The organism is Burkholderia semiarida, assembly GCF_029268935.1.
Classification (GTDB): domain Bacteria; phylum Pseudomonadota; class Gammaproteobacteria; order Burkholderiales; family Burkholderiaceae; genus Burkholderia; species Burkholderia semiarida.
In genome coordinates this window covers 930,148-943,994 of record NZ_JAHLCL010000007.1, presented here as the reverse complement: position 1 = coordinate 943,994, position 13,847 = coordinate 930,148, and the positions used below count along the sequence as shown (strand labels likewise).

At 65.5% G+C, this 13,847-nt stretch carries 14 protein-coding genes, 1 tRNA gene and 1 pseudogene; 10 read left to right on the top strand and 6 right to left on the bottom strand.

Features of this window, described 5'->3' with window-relative positions:
- Positions 1 to 68: 68 nt before the first annotated feature.
- Together KPB06_RS17300 and KPB06_RS17295 are read left to right on the top strand one after the other, a co-directional pair.
- The gene (locus KPB06_RS17300) at positions 69 to 455 is read left to right on the top strand and encodes an integration host factor subunit alpha (protein WP_006486093.1); all 387 of its coding nucleotides are present in this window, start codon (positions 69 to 71) and stop codon (positions 453 to 455) included.
- A 56-nt stretch (positions 456 to 511) separates the two neighbouring features.
- Complete coding sequence (locus tag KPB06_RS17295) at positions 512 to 925, top strand: MerR family transcriptional regulator (protein WP_059638816.1); 414 nt, start codon at positions 512 to 514, stop codon at positions 923 to 925.
- Positions 926 to 1,010: 85 nt separating this feature from the next.
- On the opposite strand, the gene KPB06_RS17290 is transcribed toward KPB06_RS17295, so the two are convergent.
- A complete protein-coding gene (locus KPB06_RS17290; RefSeq protein ID WP_275906180.1) occupies positions 1,011 to 3,221 on the bottom strand; it encodes a hypothetical protein in 2,211 nt (736 codons plus the stop codon).
- Positions 3,222 to 3,611: 390 nt separating this feature from the next.
- On the opposite strand from KPB06_RS17290, the gene KPB06_RS17285 reads away from it, so the two are divergent.
- The 4 genes from KPB06_RS17285 (at position 3,612) to KPB06_RS17270 (ending at position 6,697) form a co-directional block, all read left to right on the top strand.
- Positions 3,612 to 4,325 carry a class I SAM-dependent methyltransferase gene (locus tag KPB06_RS17285; RefSeq protein WP_059575793.1) on the top strand — a complete coding sequence of 238 codons (714 nt, stop codon included), beginning with the start codon at positions 3,612 to 3,614 and terminating at the stop codon, positions 4,323 to 4,325.
- Between the two features lie 129 nt (positions 4,326 to 4,454).
- A tRNA-Pro gene (locus KPB06_RS17280) sits at positions 4,455 to 4,531 on the top strand.
- A 140-nt stretch (positions 4,532 to 4,671) separates the two neighbouring features.
- Positions 4,672 to 5,880, top strand: coding sequence for an outer membrane protein assembly factor BamC (gene bamC / locus KPB06_RS17275; protein WP_059575791.1), 1,209 nt, complete (start codon positions 4,672 to 4,674; stop codon positions 5,878 to 5,880).
- Positions 5,881 to 6,406: 526 nt separating this feature from the next.
- A complete protein-coding gene (locus KPB06_RS17270; protein WP_059575789.1) occupies positions 6,407 to 6,697 on the top strand; it encodes a putative quinol monooxygenase in 291 nt (96 codons plus the stop codon).
- 52 nt (positions 6,698 to 6,749) lie between these two features.
- On the opposite strand, the gene KPB06_RS17265 is transcribed toward KPB06_RS17270, so the two are convergent.
- The 3 genes from KPB06_RS17265 to KPB06_RS17255 form a co-directional block, all read right to left on the bottom strand.
- Positions 6,750 to 7,007 carry a hypothetical protein gene (locus KPB06_RS17265; RefSeq protein WP_059575787.1) on the bottom strand — a complete coding sequence of 86 codons (258 nt, stop codon included), beginning with the start codon at positions 7,005 to 7,007 and terminating at the stop codon, positions 6,750 to 6,752.
- Between the two features lie 136 nt (positions 7,008 to 7,143).
- On the bottom strand, positions 7,144 to 7,419 hold the full coding sequence (locus KPB06_RS17260; protein WP_059575785.1) for a hypothetical protein: 276 nt from the start codon (positions 7,417 to 7,419) through the stop codon (positions 7,144 to 7,146).
- 221 nt (positions 7,420 to 7,640) lie between these two features.
- Entirely contained in the window at positions 7,641 to 8,357 is a 717-nt protein-coding gene (locus KPB06_RS17255) for a YdcF family protein (protein WP_059575784.1), read from the bottom strand.
- A 160-nt stretch (positions 8,358 to 8,517) separates the two neighbouring features.
- Between KPB06_RS17255 and KPB06_RS17250 the strand changes: the two genes are divergently transcribed.
- Positions 8,518 to 8,835, top strand: coding sequence for a hypothetical protein (locus KPB06_RS17250; RefSeq protein WP_059575782.1), 318 nt, complete (start codon positions 8,518 to 8,520; stop codon positions 8,833 to 8,835).
- A gap of 197 nt (positions 8,836 to 9,032) precedes the next feature.
- Here KPB06_RS17250 and KPB06_RS17245 read toward each other — a convergent pair whose 3' ends face one another.
- Positions 9,033 to 9,284, bottom strand: coding sequence for a hypothetical protein (locus KPB06_RS17245; protein WP_059608805.1), 252 nt, complete (start codon positions 9,282 to 9,284; stop codon positions 9,033 to 9,035).
- Positions 9,285 to 9,485: 201 nt separating this feature from the next.
- A pseudogene (locus tag KPB06_RS17240) lies at positions 9,486 to 9,881 on the bottom strand (transposase); the annotation flags it as partial.
- A 430-nt stretch (positions 9,882 to 10,311) separates the two neighbouring features.
- On the opposite strand from KPB06_RS17240, the gene KPB06_RS17235 reads away from it, so the two are divergent.
- From KPB06_RS17235 to scpB, 3 genes are all read left to right on the top strand, one after another.
- The gene (locus tag KPB06_RS17235; protein WP_059575780.1) at positions 10,312 to 11,214 is read left to right on the top strand and encodes a LysR family transcriptional regulator; all 903 of its coding nucleotides are present in this window, start codon (positions 10,312 to 10,314) and stop codon (positions 11,212 to 11,214) included.
- A 75-nt stretch (positions 11,215 to 11,289) separates the two neighbouring features.
- The gene (locus KPB06_RS17230; protein ID WP_059575778.1) at positions 11,290 to 12,492 is read left to right on the top strand and encodes a pyridoxal phosphate-dependent aminotransferase; all 1,203 of its coding nucleotides are present in this window, start codon (positions 11,290 to 11,292) and stop codon (positions 12,490 to 12,492) included.
- A gap of 272 nt (positions 12,493 to 12,764) precedes the next feature.
- Positions 12,765 to 13,802, top strand: coding sequence for an SMC-Scp complex subunit ScpB (scpB, locus tag KPB06_RS17225; RefSeq protein WP_059575776.1), 1,038 nt, complete (start codon positions 12,765 to 12,767; stop codon positions 13,800 to 13,802).
- The last annotated feature ends 45 nt before the right edge of the window (positions 13,803 to 13,847 follow it).

The window sequence follows — 13,847 nt, the reverse complement described above, 5'->3', positions numbered from 1 at the left end:
AGGGCCCGCCCGTTCGCGGGCGGCTTTTTTCCATCGTAAGTTTTGATTCAACGCGCTGTATGGCAGATATGAACGACATGACCTCGAGTGAATTCGAAGCCCTCCTGACGGCGCAACGCAGCGCGATGAACCGCGACGCTTCGGCGCCGGCGTCCACCGAGACGCCGACGCTGACGAAGGCGGAACTGGCGGAGCTGTTGTTCGACAGCGTCGGGCTGAACAAGCGTGAAGCGAAGGACATGGTCGAGGCGTTTTTCGAAGTGATCCGCGACGCGCTCGAAAACGGTGAAAGCGTCAAGCTGTCGGGGTTCGGCAATTTCCAGTTGCGCGACAAGCCGCAGCGTCCGGGCCGCAATCCGAAGACGGGCGAGGCGATTCCGATCGCGGCCCGCCGGGTGGTAACCTTCCACGCGAGCCAGAAACTGAAGGCGCTGGTCGAAAACGGCGCGGAGTAACACGCGCCGGCGCCCCTGCGCGGCCCCGCGCATCCCTTACCGACGGTTAACCGACGATGACCACCACGGTTGAGAAAGTCGTTTTGCCTCCGATTCCCGCGAAGCGCTACTTCACGATCGGCGAAGTCAGCGAGCTGTGCGGGGTCAAGCCACATGTGCTGCGTTACTGGGAACAGGAATTCACTCAGTTGCGGCCGGTGAAGCGGCGCGGCAACCGGCGGTATTACCAGCATCACGAGGTGCTGCTGATCCGGCGGATTCGCGAGTTGCTATACGAGCAGGGCTTCACGATCAACGGCGCGCGCAACCGGCTCGATTCGCCGGGCAGCGAGCGGGCCGCGGCGGAGCCGGTCGAATCCGACGCGCAGGCAAACGATGCGCGTGGGGCGGGCAAGCCCGGCGAAAACGTCGACGTCATCGCGTTGCGGCAGGCGTTGCTGGACGTGATCGACGGACTGAAACACGACTGAGTGCGCGCCGCGCAGGATGCATTGGAAAGCCCGGTTGGCGATCTGCCACCGGGCTTTTTTCATGCGGGCCGTGCTTGCTTGCGGATCAGCGCGACGCAAGCGGATTCTTCTGTCCGATGTCGACGACCAGCGTGCCGTCCGGCAGCATCCGCACCGAGCCCTGCGCGACCTGGCTGCGATAGTCGTACAGGTCGAACCGCATCGGCCCGGCCTCGGCCGAATTCCGGATCAGCGCGCGCACGTTCAGTTCGAGGACGTTGAACATCTTCATGTCGCCGCCTTCCATCCACATGTAGCTCGGCGCGTCGATCTGCGGCCGCTTCGGCGCGGGCGCGCCCGCCGCGCGCCGGAACGTGAGACGCAGTCCATCGCGCTCGACGGTGGCCTGGGCCAGCTTGCCGTTCAGCACGGGCGGCGGGAACACGGTGTACTGGTCGAGCACGAGCGTGTCGCCGCGCAGTTCCGCGCCGCGTCGCCGCAACGGCGTCAGCGATGCGAGCTCGATGCCGAGCGAGCGCAGCAGCGTGGCCTGCGGGATGCCGAGCACCGACACCTGCGACGGCGTGAAGGCGAGATGCCGGTCGTCGAGCACCGTCAGCGAGCCCTTCATGTCGGTCGGCAGCCAGACACCCGGTACGTGATTCCACAGCTTGATGCCGCCCTGGACGCGCAGGTCCTGGCCGTCCGCGCTCAGTTGCAGGTCGTTCAGCGAGCGCGGCGAATAGTCGAGCAGGTAGTCGTTGAACAGCGCCGACATCGCCTTCCACGACTCGACGACCGTGCCGCCGAGAATGCGGATGTCGTACTGGTTCGGGTCGTCGAGATCGACGGGTTCGCCCGGGCGCTTCGACACGAGTTCCACGTCGAGATCGTCGACATGAAAGCCGATGTCACCGGACAGGTTGAAATCGACGTTGCGCAGATGGATCGTCGGGTTGCGGTTCGACACGTACCGTTCGTTGAACGGCGTCGTCGACGTGCGTCGCATCGCGACCTTCTGCATGCCGGGCCGCGTCGCGTCCGCCGCGAGCGCGGACGCTTCCCAGTGCTGGCGCACGTCGCGCAGCGCATTCTGCTGCGCGGCGAGAAAACTGTCGTTCAGGCGCGCGGCCGCGTTGCCGAGCGCCGCGCCGCTGGCCGGGCCCGTATACGAAGGCATCCGGATCGTCATCGCGCCGCTTTCGTCGAAGTTGAAGTAGCCGGCCGATACCTGGTCGCGATAGTGATACAGGTCGAACACGAACGTCTGGTCGCGCTTCGACGGGTCGACCGGCGCGATCAGGATGTCTGCGTTCATCGGCATCGAGCGCATGAATTTCACGTCGCCGCCGCGGATGACCATCGCCTGCTGCGGCGCGTTCGCGGGCATCGCGAAGCCGGCATGCGTGCCGTCGTCGAGCTTCAGGTCGAGGCCGGCCGGCGTCACGCGCACGGCGGTGATCGTGAGTTTCAGGCGCGGCGGCGGCATCAGCTTGTCGACGGCCATCACGAGATCGTCGCCGGCGAGTTGCGCGATCGGTGTCTGCACCTTCAACAGGTCGGCCATTTTCACGTTGGCCGCGCGCATCACCGGCTGCGCGTCGAGGCCCGACACGCGTACGCCGGTCGGGTGGAACACGAGCTGGCTGCCGTTGCGGACCGCGAGCGTGCCGGTCAGCGAGAACGGTACCCAGCCGTCGCGCCGCATCTCGCCTTGCAGATGGATCACGCCGTCGCCGGCCGACACCGCGAGCTTGCGCAGCGGCGCGTTGCGATAGCCGAAGATGTAGGTGTTGAAGAGGGCGGTCAGCTTCGCGTTGTCGAGCGTGACCGTGCCTTCGTGCACGTCGATCTCGAAGCTGGTCGGATCGTCGAATACGATCGGCGCGCCGGCTTGCGTCGGCACGAGCGTGGCCGACAACTGGTGGATGAAGAAGCCGAGATTGTTGACGACGCGGAAATCGACGTCGCGCAGGAACGTCATCGCGCCGTTCTGGCCCGAGTCGCGCAGCGTGAACGGGCGCGGCTGCGTGAGGCTGATCGACGCGAGCGACGGCACGGTGCGCGCGAGCTGCCGTTCGCGCGCGAGGCGCTCGGCCTTGGCGCGTTCGATCTTCGTCGATGCGATGGATGTGTTGCTGTCGCGCTGCGCGGCGGATTCCGCGCAGCCGGCGCAGAGTAGTGCGAGCACCAGCGCGCCGCAGCCGAACAGGCGGGATGTCGTGTGCGACCGCGGGGCGGCCGTGCGTCGCCGGCCGGAAAACCAGTCGAAAATTGCCAAAGGCGAGCGATGGCCGCGCCGGACCGCATTCCGCATCGTCTGTCTCCATGTCTTGTCTTCATCGACGGCGGCGCGCCAGTGCCCGGCGAGAGCGTCGATGCCGTGCAGTGTGTCATAGCGCGCTAGAGCGGCGTCACCAAACAACCGCCGCCCCGGCGCGCCGCGCCGGCGGGCGGCCAGACAACGGATTCGCGCCGGGGGTACGGCCGGATCAAACGGTCGTTTGGTTTGTGCGGGCCGCCGGTGGCTATCGTTCGAAGCGATCCTGAAAACTCGCGGCCCGCGTTGGGCGGCACGGGTTTCGCCCGATGCAGAGGCGGCGCGGCCCCGGGCATCGACGGATACGATCGGCGACGGCGGCGGGGTAAGATCGGCATCAGTGGCGGGTTCGACATCACAACACGGCAGCCATCACGGGGAAGCGCCATGGACCTGAAGGAAGTCGACGTACTGGGTGCGGGGGTGGGCGATCACTGGTACTACGCGTCGAAGGCGAGCGCGATTCGCCGGTTCCTCGGCGCGTCAGGCACGAACCGGATACTCGACGTCGGGGCGGGCTCCGGGTTTTTCTCGAAGCATCTGCTCGAACGCACGCAGGCGACGGAAGCATGGTGTGTCGATACGAGCTATGCCGACGACAGCGACGGCGAGGCGGCCGGCAAGCCCATTCACTTTCGGCGCTCCGTCGATCGATTCGATGCCGATCTCGTGTTGCTGATGGACGTGCTCGAACATGTGGACGACGACGTCGGACTGCTGACGCAGTATGTGCAGGGCGCGCCTTCGGGCAGCCGGTTCCTGATCACGGTGCCCGCGTTCCAGTTCCTGTGGAGCGGCCACGACGATTTCCTCGAGCACAAGCGCAGGTATACGCTCGGTGGGCTGGAGAACGTGGTCCGGCGTGCAGGGCTCGACGTCGAGCACGGCGCCTATTATTTCGGCCTCACGTTTCCGCTCGCGGCCGCACTGCGGCTCGGCGAGCGGGCACGTTCGCATCCGCGCGAGCCCGCGTCGCAATTGCGTCGTCATCATCCGTTCGTCAACGGCTTGCTCAAGACGATCTGCCGCATCGAGTTGCCGATGTTCCGCTTCAATCGCGTTGCCGGCCTGACGGTCATCTGTGTCGCGCGCAAGCGGTGACGGCGACGGGGGCACCGCCGCAGGTCGCTTGCATGCGCGCCATCGAACCAAAAAATTTCACGGGAACACGCACAAAATGCATGCGACCCGTTCTAAATCGGGAAACTGTCTGTTATAATTTTTTTCTTTCGGGGCGTAGCGCAGCCTGGTAGCGTACCTGCATGGGGTGCAGGTGGTCGGAGGTTCAAATCCTCTCGCCCCGACCAGACAAGAACCCGCGTCAGCTCAGGCTGACGCGGGTTTTTTCTTGGCCGTCGCTTTTTTGCACATCGCAGCGCGGCCCCGGTAAAATGCAAGGTTGATCCACGGAAAGCGCCGTGATTTAGCGGAAGAGGATTCCCCGAACATGACTGATCTTCGTCTTACCATGCGGTTCGCTGCAGTGCTCGCCACCGGCGCGCTCGTCGCCGGTTGCGGTACGTCGTCGCCCACGAAAGTGGACTACAAGAGCGATTCGAAATCGAAGGAAGCGTCGCTCGCAGTGCCGCCCAACATGCTCGACGAGACGGCCGATCAGCGTTCGCTGCCGCCCCAGGGCGGCGCGACTTCCCTGTCCGCGCTCCAGCAGGTCCAGCAGGCCGCGCCTGCGCTGGACACCGTCGCGCCGGCCGTGGCCGGCATGCATATCCAGCGCGACGGCACGGAAAGCTGGCTCGTGATCGACGGCAAGCAGCCGGCCGCGATCTGGCCGCAGGTTCGCCGTTTCTGGCAGGAGCAGGGCTTCCTGCTCGTGGTCGACCAGCGCGACAAGGGCGTGATGGAAACCGACTGGAACGAAACCCATCCGCAGATCAACGACGGCCTGATCCGCAGCGTGATCTCGAAGGCGATGGGCAATTCGTACGTGACGGCCGAGCGCAACAAGTACCGCACGCGTCTCGATTCGGCGCCGAACGGCGGCACCTATGTGTTCATCAGCCAGAAGGGCATGCGCGAGGCGATCACCGGCGCGAACAATGATTCGAGCAAGTGGGAACCGAAGCCGAACGATCCGGCGCTCGAGACGGAATACCTGAAGCGGTTGATGGCTGTCCTCGCGCAGAACGAGCAGCGCGCGAAGAACGGCGAGGCTCCGATCGCGAACATCAAGGACAACGTGGTACCGAAGGACAAGAAGGCGGATACCGACGCGTCGTCGAAGGCTGCCGCGGCGATTGCGGCGCAGAACGTCTCGCGCACGTCGGCGCAAGGCAACGACGCGGCGGAAGCAGCCGTGCCGTCCGAAGTCACGCTCGGCGAGCCGTACGACCGGTCGTGGCTGCACGTCGGTCTCGCGCTCGATCGCGCGAACTTCACGGTCGACGATCGCGATCGCTCGAAGGGCCTGTATTTCGTGCGCTATGTCGATCCGAAGGATCTGAGCTCGGCCGAGCAGGGCTTCTGGAGCCAGCTGTTCCACGGCAAGAAGGAAAAGCAGGCGAAGCAGTATCGCGTCAACGTGAAGGCGCTCACGGCCGATCAGACGCGCGTCGCGGTCGTCGACGATTCGGGGGCGATCGACACGTCGTCGGCGGCTCGCCAGATCATGGGGTTGCTCGTGAATCAGCTCCGCTGATTCCGGCGTTTCCCGCACCCTTGGAAAGCCCGCCATTCGGCGGGCTTTTTTCATCGCCGCTCGCCAGCGCGGGCGCGCGTTCGGGTGGTTCGGCCCCGCCTCGTGACGTTACGTAACATCCGTCGCGTTACGACGACGGAACACGTGTCACATTGTCGCCGATATAAAAATTATCCTTATGAATCAAGGGGGTGAAGGTGGATTGGATGCTTGGCACGCAACCTGCTTTATATGTTCGAATCGTTAGAGCAGGGAGGATGGCGTCAGAGTCCGGAATGCGCCGCGAGCGCCTGAACAACGGTATCGACGCCTTTCAAATGCCGTCGCGACAAGCGTCGGTTAACAGATGACGATCCGCGCCAGCGTGCGGATCTCGATGGCCCCGTCGCCTATCCTCGTAGGGCGACGGTTTCGCCCGCGCTTCTCTGAAGCGCGGGCTATTTTTTTTGTGCCGTCGTCATGCCTTATCGGCGTCGCTGGTGCGCGATGCGCGTATTCTCGGACTTTTTGAATGAAGGAGGCGGGAATGGCGGAAATCGCAGTCGTGGCGCTGATCGTGGCGAAGCCGGGCGCCGAGGAAAAACTGCGCGTCGTGCTCGAGGGAATCGTCGAACCAACCCGCAACGAAGCGGGGGCGTTGCAGTATGACCTGCACCGGGATCTGAGGGAGCCCGCGCGATTCGTATTCGTCGAGCGTTGGGAGAGCGAGGAGGCGCTGGCCGCTCATGCGCGTTCCGCGCACATTCTCGCCTATCGCGAAGCGGCCGCGGACTGGATCGAGCGTTCCGAAATCCGCGTGCTGTCGAAACTCATCTGAGCCGGAGTGCGGCGGAGTGGGGCGACCGGACGTGTCCGGTCGCGGCGGCGCGTCAGTGTGACGCGCCGGGTACGTCGAGGATCAGGATGATCGTCCAGTCGGCGTCGCCGTCGTGGTGATACTGGCGCTCGGCAACGATGAACGGCTGCTGCTTGCCTTGCGGGCCGAGGAACAGCACGTCGCCCTCCATCGGCAGACACTCGATCGGCGGCAGCGCGAGGAACGCGTCGTCCGAGCCGCGGGGCATCAGTTGCTTGATCTTGCGAGTGGCGGCTTCGGTCCACTCGATGTCGAGTTGAATGTTGCTCATGCTGTCCTCCGCACCGGGGTGCGCACGGGTGGAAAATTTCGGTGCGCGACTTTAGCACAGCGCGCGGGCGCCGCAACCAAAAAAGCCGAACCCGGTTGCCCGGATTCGGCTTTTCGCTGGAGCGGTGCCGCCGAACTTACTGGCTGGCAGCGTCTGCAGCCTTCGCCTTCTTGGCGGCCTTCTTCGCTGCTGCCTTGTGATGCGCAGCCTTCTTGCCGTGGTGATGCTCTTCCTGCGCCGCCGGCTGAGCCGCTTCGGCCGCTTGTTGCTGTTGCAGCGCTTGGGCGCGCTGCTCGATCTCGGCGATCTTGGCCGGATCGGTGATGGTCTGGATCTGCGTGCTCTCTTGCGCATACGCTGCGCCAGTCAGCGCCGACATCGCTACCAGGATAGCCAGGGACGTCTTCTTCATTGCTTTACCTCCGCTAAGTGGTGATGAACCCGAGTGTTGCCGTTTTGTCTGGCGACTGCAATCGAGTGCGTGTCGAGTGTAACAAAAGTGACGGATCAATGTGCACCGGATCGTCGCACGATGCAAGGCCCCGTTGAAGTCGCGCAACACTCCGCGCAGTTCGTCACGCGTCGGCCATCGAGGGTGGAGCCGCGATTTTCGCGCCGATTTTCACGATGTCGTCAAAACCAGCCGAGCCAACGATATACGTGGAATTGCGCGATCCCGACCAGTTCGTGCAACGCCTGCTCGGCGTTGGCCACGTTGCGCCAGCGCGGCAGCCAGCCCGTTTGCGCGCGTCGGCGATTCGCATAAACAGGTTGCGGATCGATGCCGAAATGGCGGAAGTCGAGCAGGGCCCGGCGCATCTGGTACGACGACGTGACGAGAATGCGCGCGTCGTCACACTGTGGGCGTAGTATAGATGCAGTGAATTTCGCGTTTTCGTAGGTTGTGCGGCTGTTCGGTTCGAGCACGAGATCGGCCGGCGCCACGCCTTGCGCGACGAGCTGGCGCCCGTAGACGGCCGCCTCGGTGTCGCCGTGATGCTGCGGGTCGCCGCCCGACATCACCACGGTGCAGCGTTCGGCCTGTTGCCGGCACGTGCGGTAGAGCGCCGCAACCTTGCGGATGCGCGCGACGCCATCGGGCGGCGGCTGCAATCCGGTGTCGGTGCGGCGCGTGCCGGCGCCGATCAGGATCAGCGTGGTTCGCCCGTGCATGTCGGGATGTTCGACCGGCGTGACGCCGGCCTCGGTCCAGGCGATCAGCGGCGCCGCAAGCCAGCCCGTCGCCAGCAGCCAGAACAGCGCGACGGCGGCGATCGAAATGGTTCTACGCTGCTTGCGGCAGAGCATGAAACCGATGAAGAGAAGTACAAATGAATCGAACAGAATCAATTTGATTGGGGTATGGTGTCTTTTTATGGAGGACTGACGATCTGGCCCTGACGCGACGCCGGAGAACGTCGGCCTCCAGAATCGGTGGCGGTTGGGGCGGGCGGAGACCCCGCCCGGCGCGCCGCTTCGCATTGTCGCTGCACTTTAAGAAAGAATCGAGATGGCCACGTATTCCAACGAAGCGGTGCTCGACGCATTGAGACGAGTGCAGTACCGCCAGGTACCGTGGGCACGCCGCCCGGGCGTGTTCGAGTATCTCCGTTCGCTCGGGCTGATGGACACGGTCCGGCAGAAGACCGTTGCCCCCGCACCGGGCTTCCATGCACCGGTCGACATTGCCGTACTGACCGACAGCGGTCGAGCCGAATTCTCGCGCCTCGAGCGCGAAGAGAAATTACTTTCCTGGACGGATCGCCGCATGGACGACTACGCGTTGAGCGAAGCGAGCGCCGTGGCGATTCTCGAAAGCCGTCTGTAGCGGTATTCCATCCCGCCCCGTGCATCGCCACGCGGGCCCGCGACGCAAAAAAAGCCCGTATCGCGAAGATACGGGCGTACCGGATACTTTTGCTGCTGCCACGCTGTGCTCATGGCAACGATGTTGACCCGCCGCATGCGGCGCAGTTCCCGGATGCGGACATTTTCTTTCGCGAAATCTCGAAATCGGCAGGACGTCTACGGATGGCGTGGCACGCCGGGCGACTGAGAGCCGATCCGCGCCCGCGCGTTGCTGGCGATGTCGCCGCGCAAGTCGCCGCGCGGCACGGTTTGCCGGCTGGACGGGTTGCCTGACGGCGGCTGGCGGAGGGTATTGCGGTGATCCTGCTGGCGATGGGGCGGCTTCACGCGATCGTCGGCATGGGCCGGAGCGGCGAGCGCCACGGAAACGACAATGCCGCATGCAACGAGCAGTGACATTGTTTTCATGGCGGGGCTCCCTTCAAGCCGTCCGTGCGGCCTGTTGATATGTCGCTAAGGTAAGCGTGGGAGTGCAGGCTTGCTGTAAATATTGGTAAATAGATGTTTCGCGGCACGACAACGGTAATCGACTGCAATGCATGCGGCGCAACAAGATCGCGTCGCAGAAAGAAACCGGGCGGCCGAAGCCGCCCGATCGAGCATTCGTTACGCCATCTTGACGGGCGCGCGCCAGGATTCCGGATTGGTCCAGAAGGCGCCGCGCAACCGATCGCGGCTCGGCGGCGCGGGTGGCTTCGCCGCGCTTGCGCCGATGCGTCCACGCAGCGAAATCTGCCGGCCGCTCGTGCCGAGTCGCTTCACGATTTCGGCGAGCGTACCGTCCGCCTGCCATTCGTCGAAGCGGCGGCGGCAGGTCGGCGGGGACGGATAGCGGCCCGGCAGTTTGGACCAGCCTTCGCCCGTCGACAGCACCCACAGCACGGCGTTGACCACCGAACGAGCCTCCACGCGAGGACGGCCGCGCCGCTCACTCCGTGCGGGTTCCGAGCAAAACAGACCCTCGACCAGCGCCCATTCGTTATCTCTCAAATCGTCGAACAGCATCATGTCCTCACCTCAGCGAAGCTAACTCCGGTGCGCTGCCCTGCGCCGCGCACTCTTCAAGCACTCGATCGTCGAGTGCCGGGTGGGGGCGTCCGGTTGGCCGGCAGCGGTGTTTCTGCTCTTCCGTCCGACGAAACCTGCACCCTGTGCGCAAGGTAATGCACGAAGCGTGCCATGTCGGAGGTGAATCCCTCGAGAGCCGCTTGGCAGCGAGCTAACGGCTAAGTCAGCTAGGGGCGTATAAGACGCCAAAATAACCCGTGAGCAAATCGGGACAATCACCAATCTTGTGCAATTCGCCCATGTCACGTGCGTTTGCGAACGTATTGCACCGCAGCGAAACATGGGCGAGGGACGCCGGATTCGTCACCGAAGCCGGTTTCGCGCATTAAAATCGCGCATCGATATCGACGATTGATGAGGTCAGGGGATGAACGTTACGCTGCGCCAGCTTCGCGTGTTCATCGAAGTCGCGCGGCTCAAGAGCTTCAGCCGGGCGGGTGACGAGATCGGGCTCACGCAGTCCGCGGTCAGCCGCTGCGTGCGCGAGCTCGAGGCCGAACTCGGGCTGAAGCTGATCGACCGCACGACGCGGGACGTGCAACTGACCGATGTCGGGGCGAATCTGATCGCGAGCGTGTCGCGCCTGCTCGACGATCTCGACGATACGCTGCGCGAGATCCGCGAGATCGGCGAGCAGCGCCGCGGGCGCGTGATCGTCGCGGCAAGCCCGACGATCGCATGCAGGCTGATGCCGCGCGTGGTGGCGTCGTGCGAGCGGCAGTTCCCGTTCGTGACGCTCGGCCTGCGCGACGACGTACAGAGCGACGTGTTGCGCAAGGTGAAGTCGAGCGAAGTCGATTTCGGCGTCGTGATCGGGCCGCTGACGGTCGCCGATCTCGTCTGCGAACCGTTGATGACCGATTCGTTCTGCCTTGTCGCGCGCGCCGACCATCCGCTCGCGGCGCGGTCCGAGGTGCCGTGGGCGGCGCTGGACGGCGAGCGCCTCGTGCTGCTCGACCATGCGTCGGGCAGCCGGCCGCTGATCGATGCGGCGCTGGCCACGCATCGCGTCAACGCGACGGTCATGCAGGAACTCGGGCATTCGGCGACCGTGTTCGGGCTGGTCGAGGCCGGTGTCGGCGTGAGCGTGCAGCCATGGCTGTCGCTGCCGCTGCCCGCCGGCTCGACGCTCGTCGCGCGGCCGCTCACGCCGCGCACCGAACGCACCGTCGAGCTGGTGCGCCGCCGCGACCGGTCGTTGTCGCCCGCCGCGCAGGCGATCTGGGAGCTCGTGCGGCAGATGCCGGCGCGGGCCGAGGACCTCGAGTGATGCGCATCGGCGTGAGCCGGCCCGGCTTGCCGGCCGGTACACTACGTGGATCGTGTTCGTTGGCGGTGGTTCTCGATGACGCATTCCGCAGGTTTTTTCCCGGTGAACGATGAGCCTGCGGCGCGCGCCGCGGTGCACGCGCTGCGCCCGTCGCTGATCCGCGAAGTCGCGAACGCCGGCTTCGGCGTGCCGGACGTGCTGCCGTTCTGGTTCGGCGAATCCGATCGCGTGACGCCGGATTTCATCCGTGACGCCGCAGCGGCGGCGCTGCGCGAGGGCGCGACCTTCTACACGCACAATCTCGGCACGGCGCCGCTGCGCGACGCGATCGCGGCCTATGTCAGCGCGCGTCACGGCGCGACGGCGGCCGGCACGGTCGCCGTGACGAGCTCGGGCGTGAATGCGCTGATGCTGGCTGCGCAGATGCTCGTCGGGCCGGGCGAGCGTGTCGTCGCGGTCACGCCGTTGTGGCCGAATCTCGTCGAGATTCCGAAGATTCTCGGCGCGCGGGTCGACTGCGTGCCGCTCGATTACGGCGACGCGGGCTGGCAGCTCGACGTCGGCCGGTTGCTCGCGGCGCTGACGCCCGATACGCGGATGCTGTTGATCAATTCGCCGAACAACCCGACCGGCTGGACGATGTCGCGCGACGATCAGCAGGCCGTGCTCGCCCATTGCCGTCGTCACGGCATCTGGCTGGTCGCCGACGAGGTGTACGAGCGGCTTGCATTCGGCGAGGGCGGTGCGCCGTCGTTCCTCGATATCGCGTCGCGCGACGAGCGCGTCGTGGTCGTGAATTCCTTCTCGAAGGCATGGGCGATGACGGGCTGGCGGCTCGGATGGCTGGTTGCGCCGACGTCGGTGATGGGCGAGCTGTCGAAGCTCGTCGAATACAACACGTCGTGTGCGCCGGGTTTCGTGCAGGCCGCGGCCGTGGTCGCGTTGCGCGACGGCGAGCCGTTCGTGCGGTCGTTCGTCTCGGCGCTGCGCGACGCGCGCGACCATCTGGTCGCCGCGCTGCGGACGTTGCCGGGCGTCGAGGTGCCGCCGCCGCCGGGCGCGATGTACCTGTTCCTGCGGCTGCCGGGCGCGGCCGACAGCCTGGCGTTCTGCACGACGCTGGTGCGCGAGGCAGGGCTCGGCCTTGCGCCCGGGCGCGCGTTCGGCCCCGAGGGGGAAGGGTTCGTGCGCTGGTGCTATGCGTGCGATCCGGCGCGACTCGACGCGGGCGTGGAGCGGCTGCGCCGGTTCCTGGCACGCGGCGCCGGCGCTCGCTGAAGCGGGGCCGGAGCGGGCATGCGGCCTGGGCGGCGGCCTGTTCCGCTCATCTTTACGCACCGGGCAATTTTGCGTAATATGGCGTTCAGTCACGCGGTTCCGTCGTTGAGCCGTGCTGTTCCGTCCGGTTTGGGCCTGGCCTGAAGTTGGTTCGCCGCCCCCGGTTCGTGCTCCCATCAATATGACCGATCAGAATCGGGCGAGCGCGTCTTCCGTTCCTTTCGTCTGTTTGTTGATCCGGTTCGTTTGACCACAGGGTCTGGCCTAGCTGCATGAATACCCAAGAGGCGAAGATCGTCCTCGAGACTGCTTTGATCTGTGCGCAGGAGCCGCTGAAGCTCGGCGATTTGCGCAAGCTCTTTGCCGACGGCGTGTCGGCTGACACGGTCCGCACGTTGCTCGAAGATCTGAAACAGGATTGGTCCGGTCGCGGTGTCGAACTGGTGGCGCTGGCGACCGGGTGGCGCTTTCAGAGCAAGCCGGCGATGCGTCATTATCTCGATCGGCTGCATCCCGAGAAGCCGCCGAAATATTCGCGCGCGGTACTCGAAACGCTCGCGATCATCGCGTACCGGCAGCCCGTCACGCGCGGCGACATCGAAGAGATTCGCGGCGTCACGGTCAATACGCAGGTGGTCAAGCAACTCGAGGATCGCGGCTGGATCGAGGTGATCGGTCATCGCGACGTGCCGGGGCGTCCGGCGCTGTATGCGACGACCAAGCAATTCCTCGACGATCTCGGCCTGAAGGCGCTCGACGACCTGCCGGCGCTCGAAGAGCCGGCCGCGAACATCGAGGCCGCGCTGCTCGCGCAGCAGGCCATGGATTTCGACGGCGACGTGCCGGTGACCGACGAGGCTGCGGCCGACGTGCCGCAGGCGCAGGCGGATGACGTGCCCGCCGGCGAGTCGGCCGAGGTGCCGGGCGATGCCGTGGCCGACGTCGCGTCGACGCAGGAATTCCCGAGTCGCGATACGCTCGATGCTGATCGTGGGCACGCGGAACGGACGGAACAGGTCGGCGCCGAAGCCGTGTCGACCGATGTGCAGCCCGAGCCGCAGCGTGCGGATTCGAGCGAGGAAGATCGCAAGCCGGCCGCCGAAGCGGCTGCCGGAGACGGAGCGGAAGCGGCCGGCGACACGCCCGGCGAGGCCGATCAGGCCGACGCCCCCCGCTCCCGTCCTGCGGACGACGAGACGCTGGACGACACGTCCGACAGTCTCGCGGATGCCGTACGAAGCGCCAGTGCGCCCATCGGCGCCGACGCGCTGCCGGACGACGAAGCAGAACCCGAACAGCGTCGCGCCTGATCGCGGCCAACTTCTTGCCGCGCCCGCGCCGGGCGCGAGACCTGA

What these genes read in the sequence shown, in the direction of transcription:
- KPB06_RS17245 (WP_059608805.1), bottom strand. Translation starts at nt 9,284, where the DNA reads ATGAAAACAATGTCACTGCTCGTTGCATGCGGCATTGTCGTTTCCGTG.
- KPB06_RS17285 (WP_059575793.1), top strand. Translation starts at nt 3,612, where the DNA reads ATGGACCTGAAGGAAGTCGACGTACTGGGTGCGGGGGTGGGCGATCAC.
- KPB06_RS17250 (WP_059575782.1), top strand. Translation starts at nt 8,518, where the DNA reads ATGGCCACGTATTCCAACGAAGCGGTGCTCGACGCATTGAGACGAGTG.
- KPB06_RS17270 (WP_059575789.1), top strand. Translation starts at nt 6,407, where the DNA reads ATGGCGGAAATCGCAGTCGTGGCGCTGATCGTGGCGAAGCCGGGCGCC.
- KPB06_RS17265 (WP_059575787.1), bottom strand. Translation starts at nt 7,007, where the DNA reads ATGAGCAACATTCAACTCGACATCGAGTGGACCGAAGCCGCCACTCGC.
- KPB06_RS17230 (WP_059575778.1), top strand. Translation starts at nt 11,290, where the DNA reads ATGACGCATTCCGCAGGTTTTTTCCCGGTGAACGATGAGCCTGCGGCG.
- KPB06_RS17300 (WP_006486093.1), top strand. Translation starts at nt 69, where the DNA reads ATGAACGACATGACCTCGAGTGAATTCGAAGCCCTCCTGACGGCGCAA.
- bamC (WP_059575791.1), top strand. Translation starts at nt 4,672, where the DNA reads ATGACTGATCTTCGTCTTACCATGCGGTTCGCTGCAGTGCTCGCCACC.
- KPB06_RS17260 (WP_059575785.1), bottom strand. Translation starts at nt 7,419, where the DNA reads ATGAAGAAGACGTCCCTGGCTATCCTGGTAGCGATGTCGGCGCTGACT.
- KPB06_RS17235 (WP_059575780.1), top strand. Translation starts at nt 10,312, where the DNA reads ATGAACGTTACGCTGCGCCAGCTTCGCGTGTTCATCGAAGTCGCGCGG.
- KPB06_RS17295 (WP_059638816.1), top strand. Translation starts at nt 512, where the DNA reads ATGACCACCACGGTTGAGAAAGTCGTTTTGCCTCCGATTCCCGCGAAG.
- KPB06_RS17290 (WP_275906180.1), bottom strand. Translation starts at nt 3,221, where the DNA reads ATGCGGAATGCGGTCCGGCGCGGCCATCGCTCGCCTTTGGCAATTTTC.
- scpB (WP_059575776.1), top strand. Translation starts at nt 12,765, where the DNA reads ATGAATACCCAAGAGGCGAAGATCGTCCTCGAGACTGCTTTGATCTGT.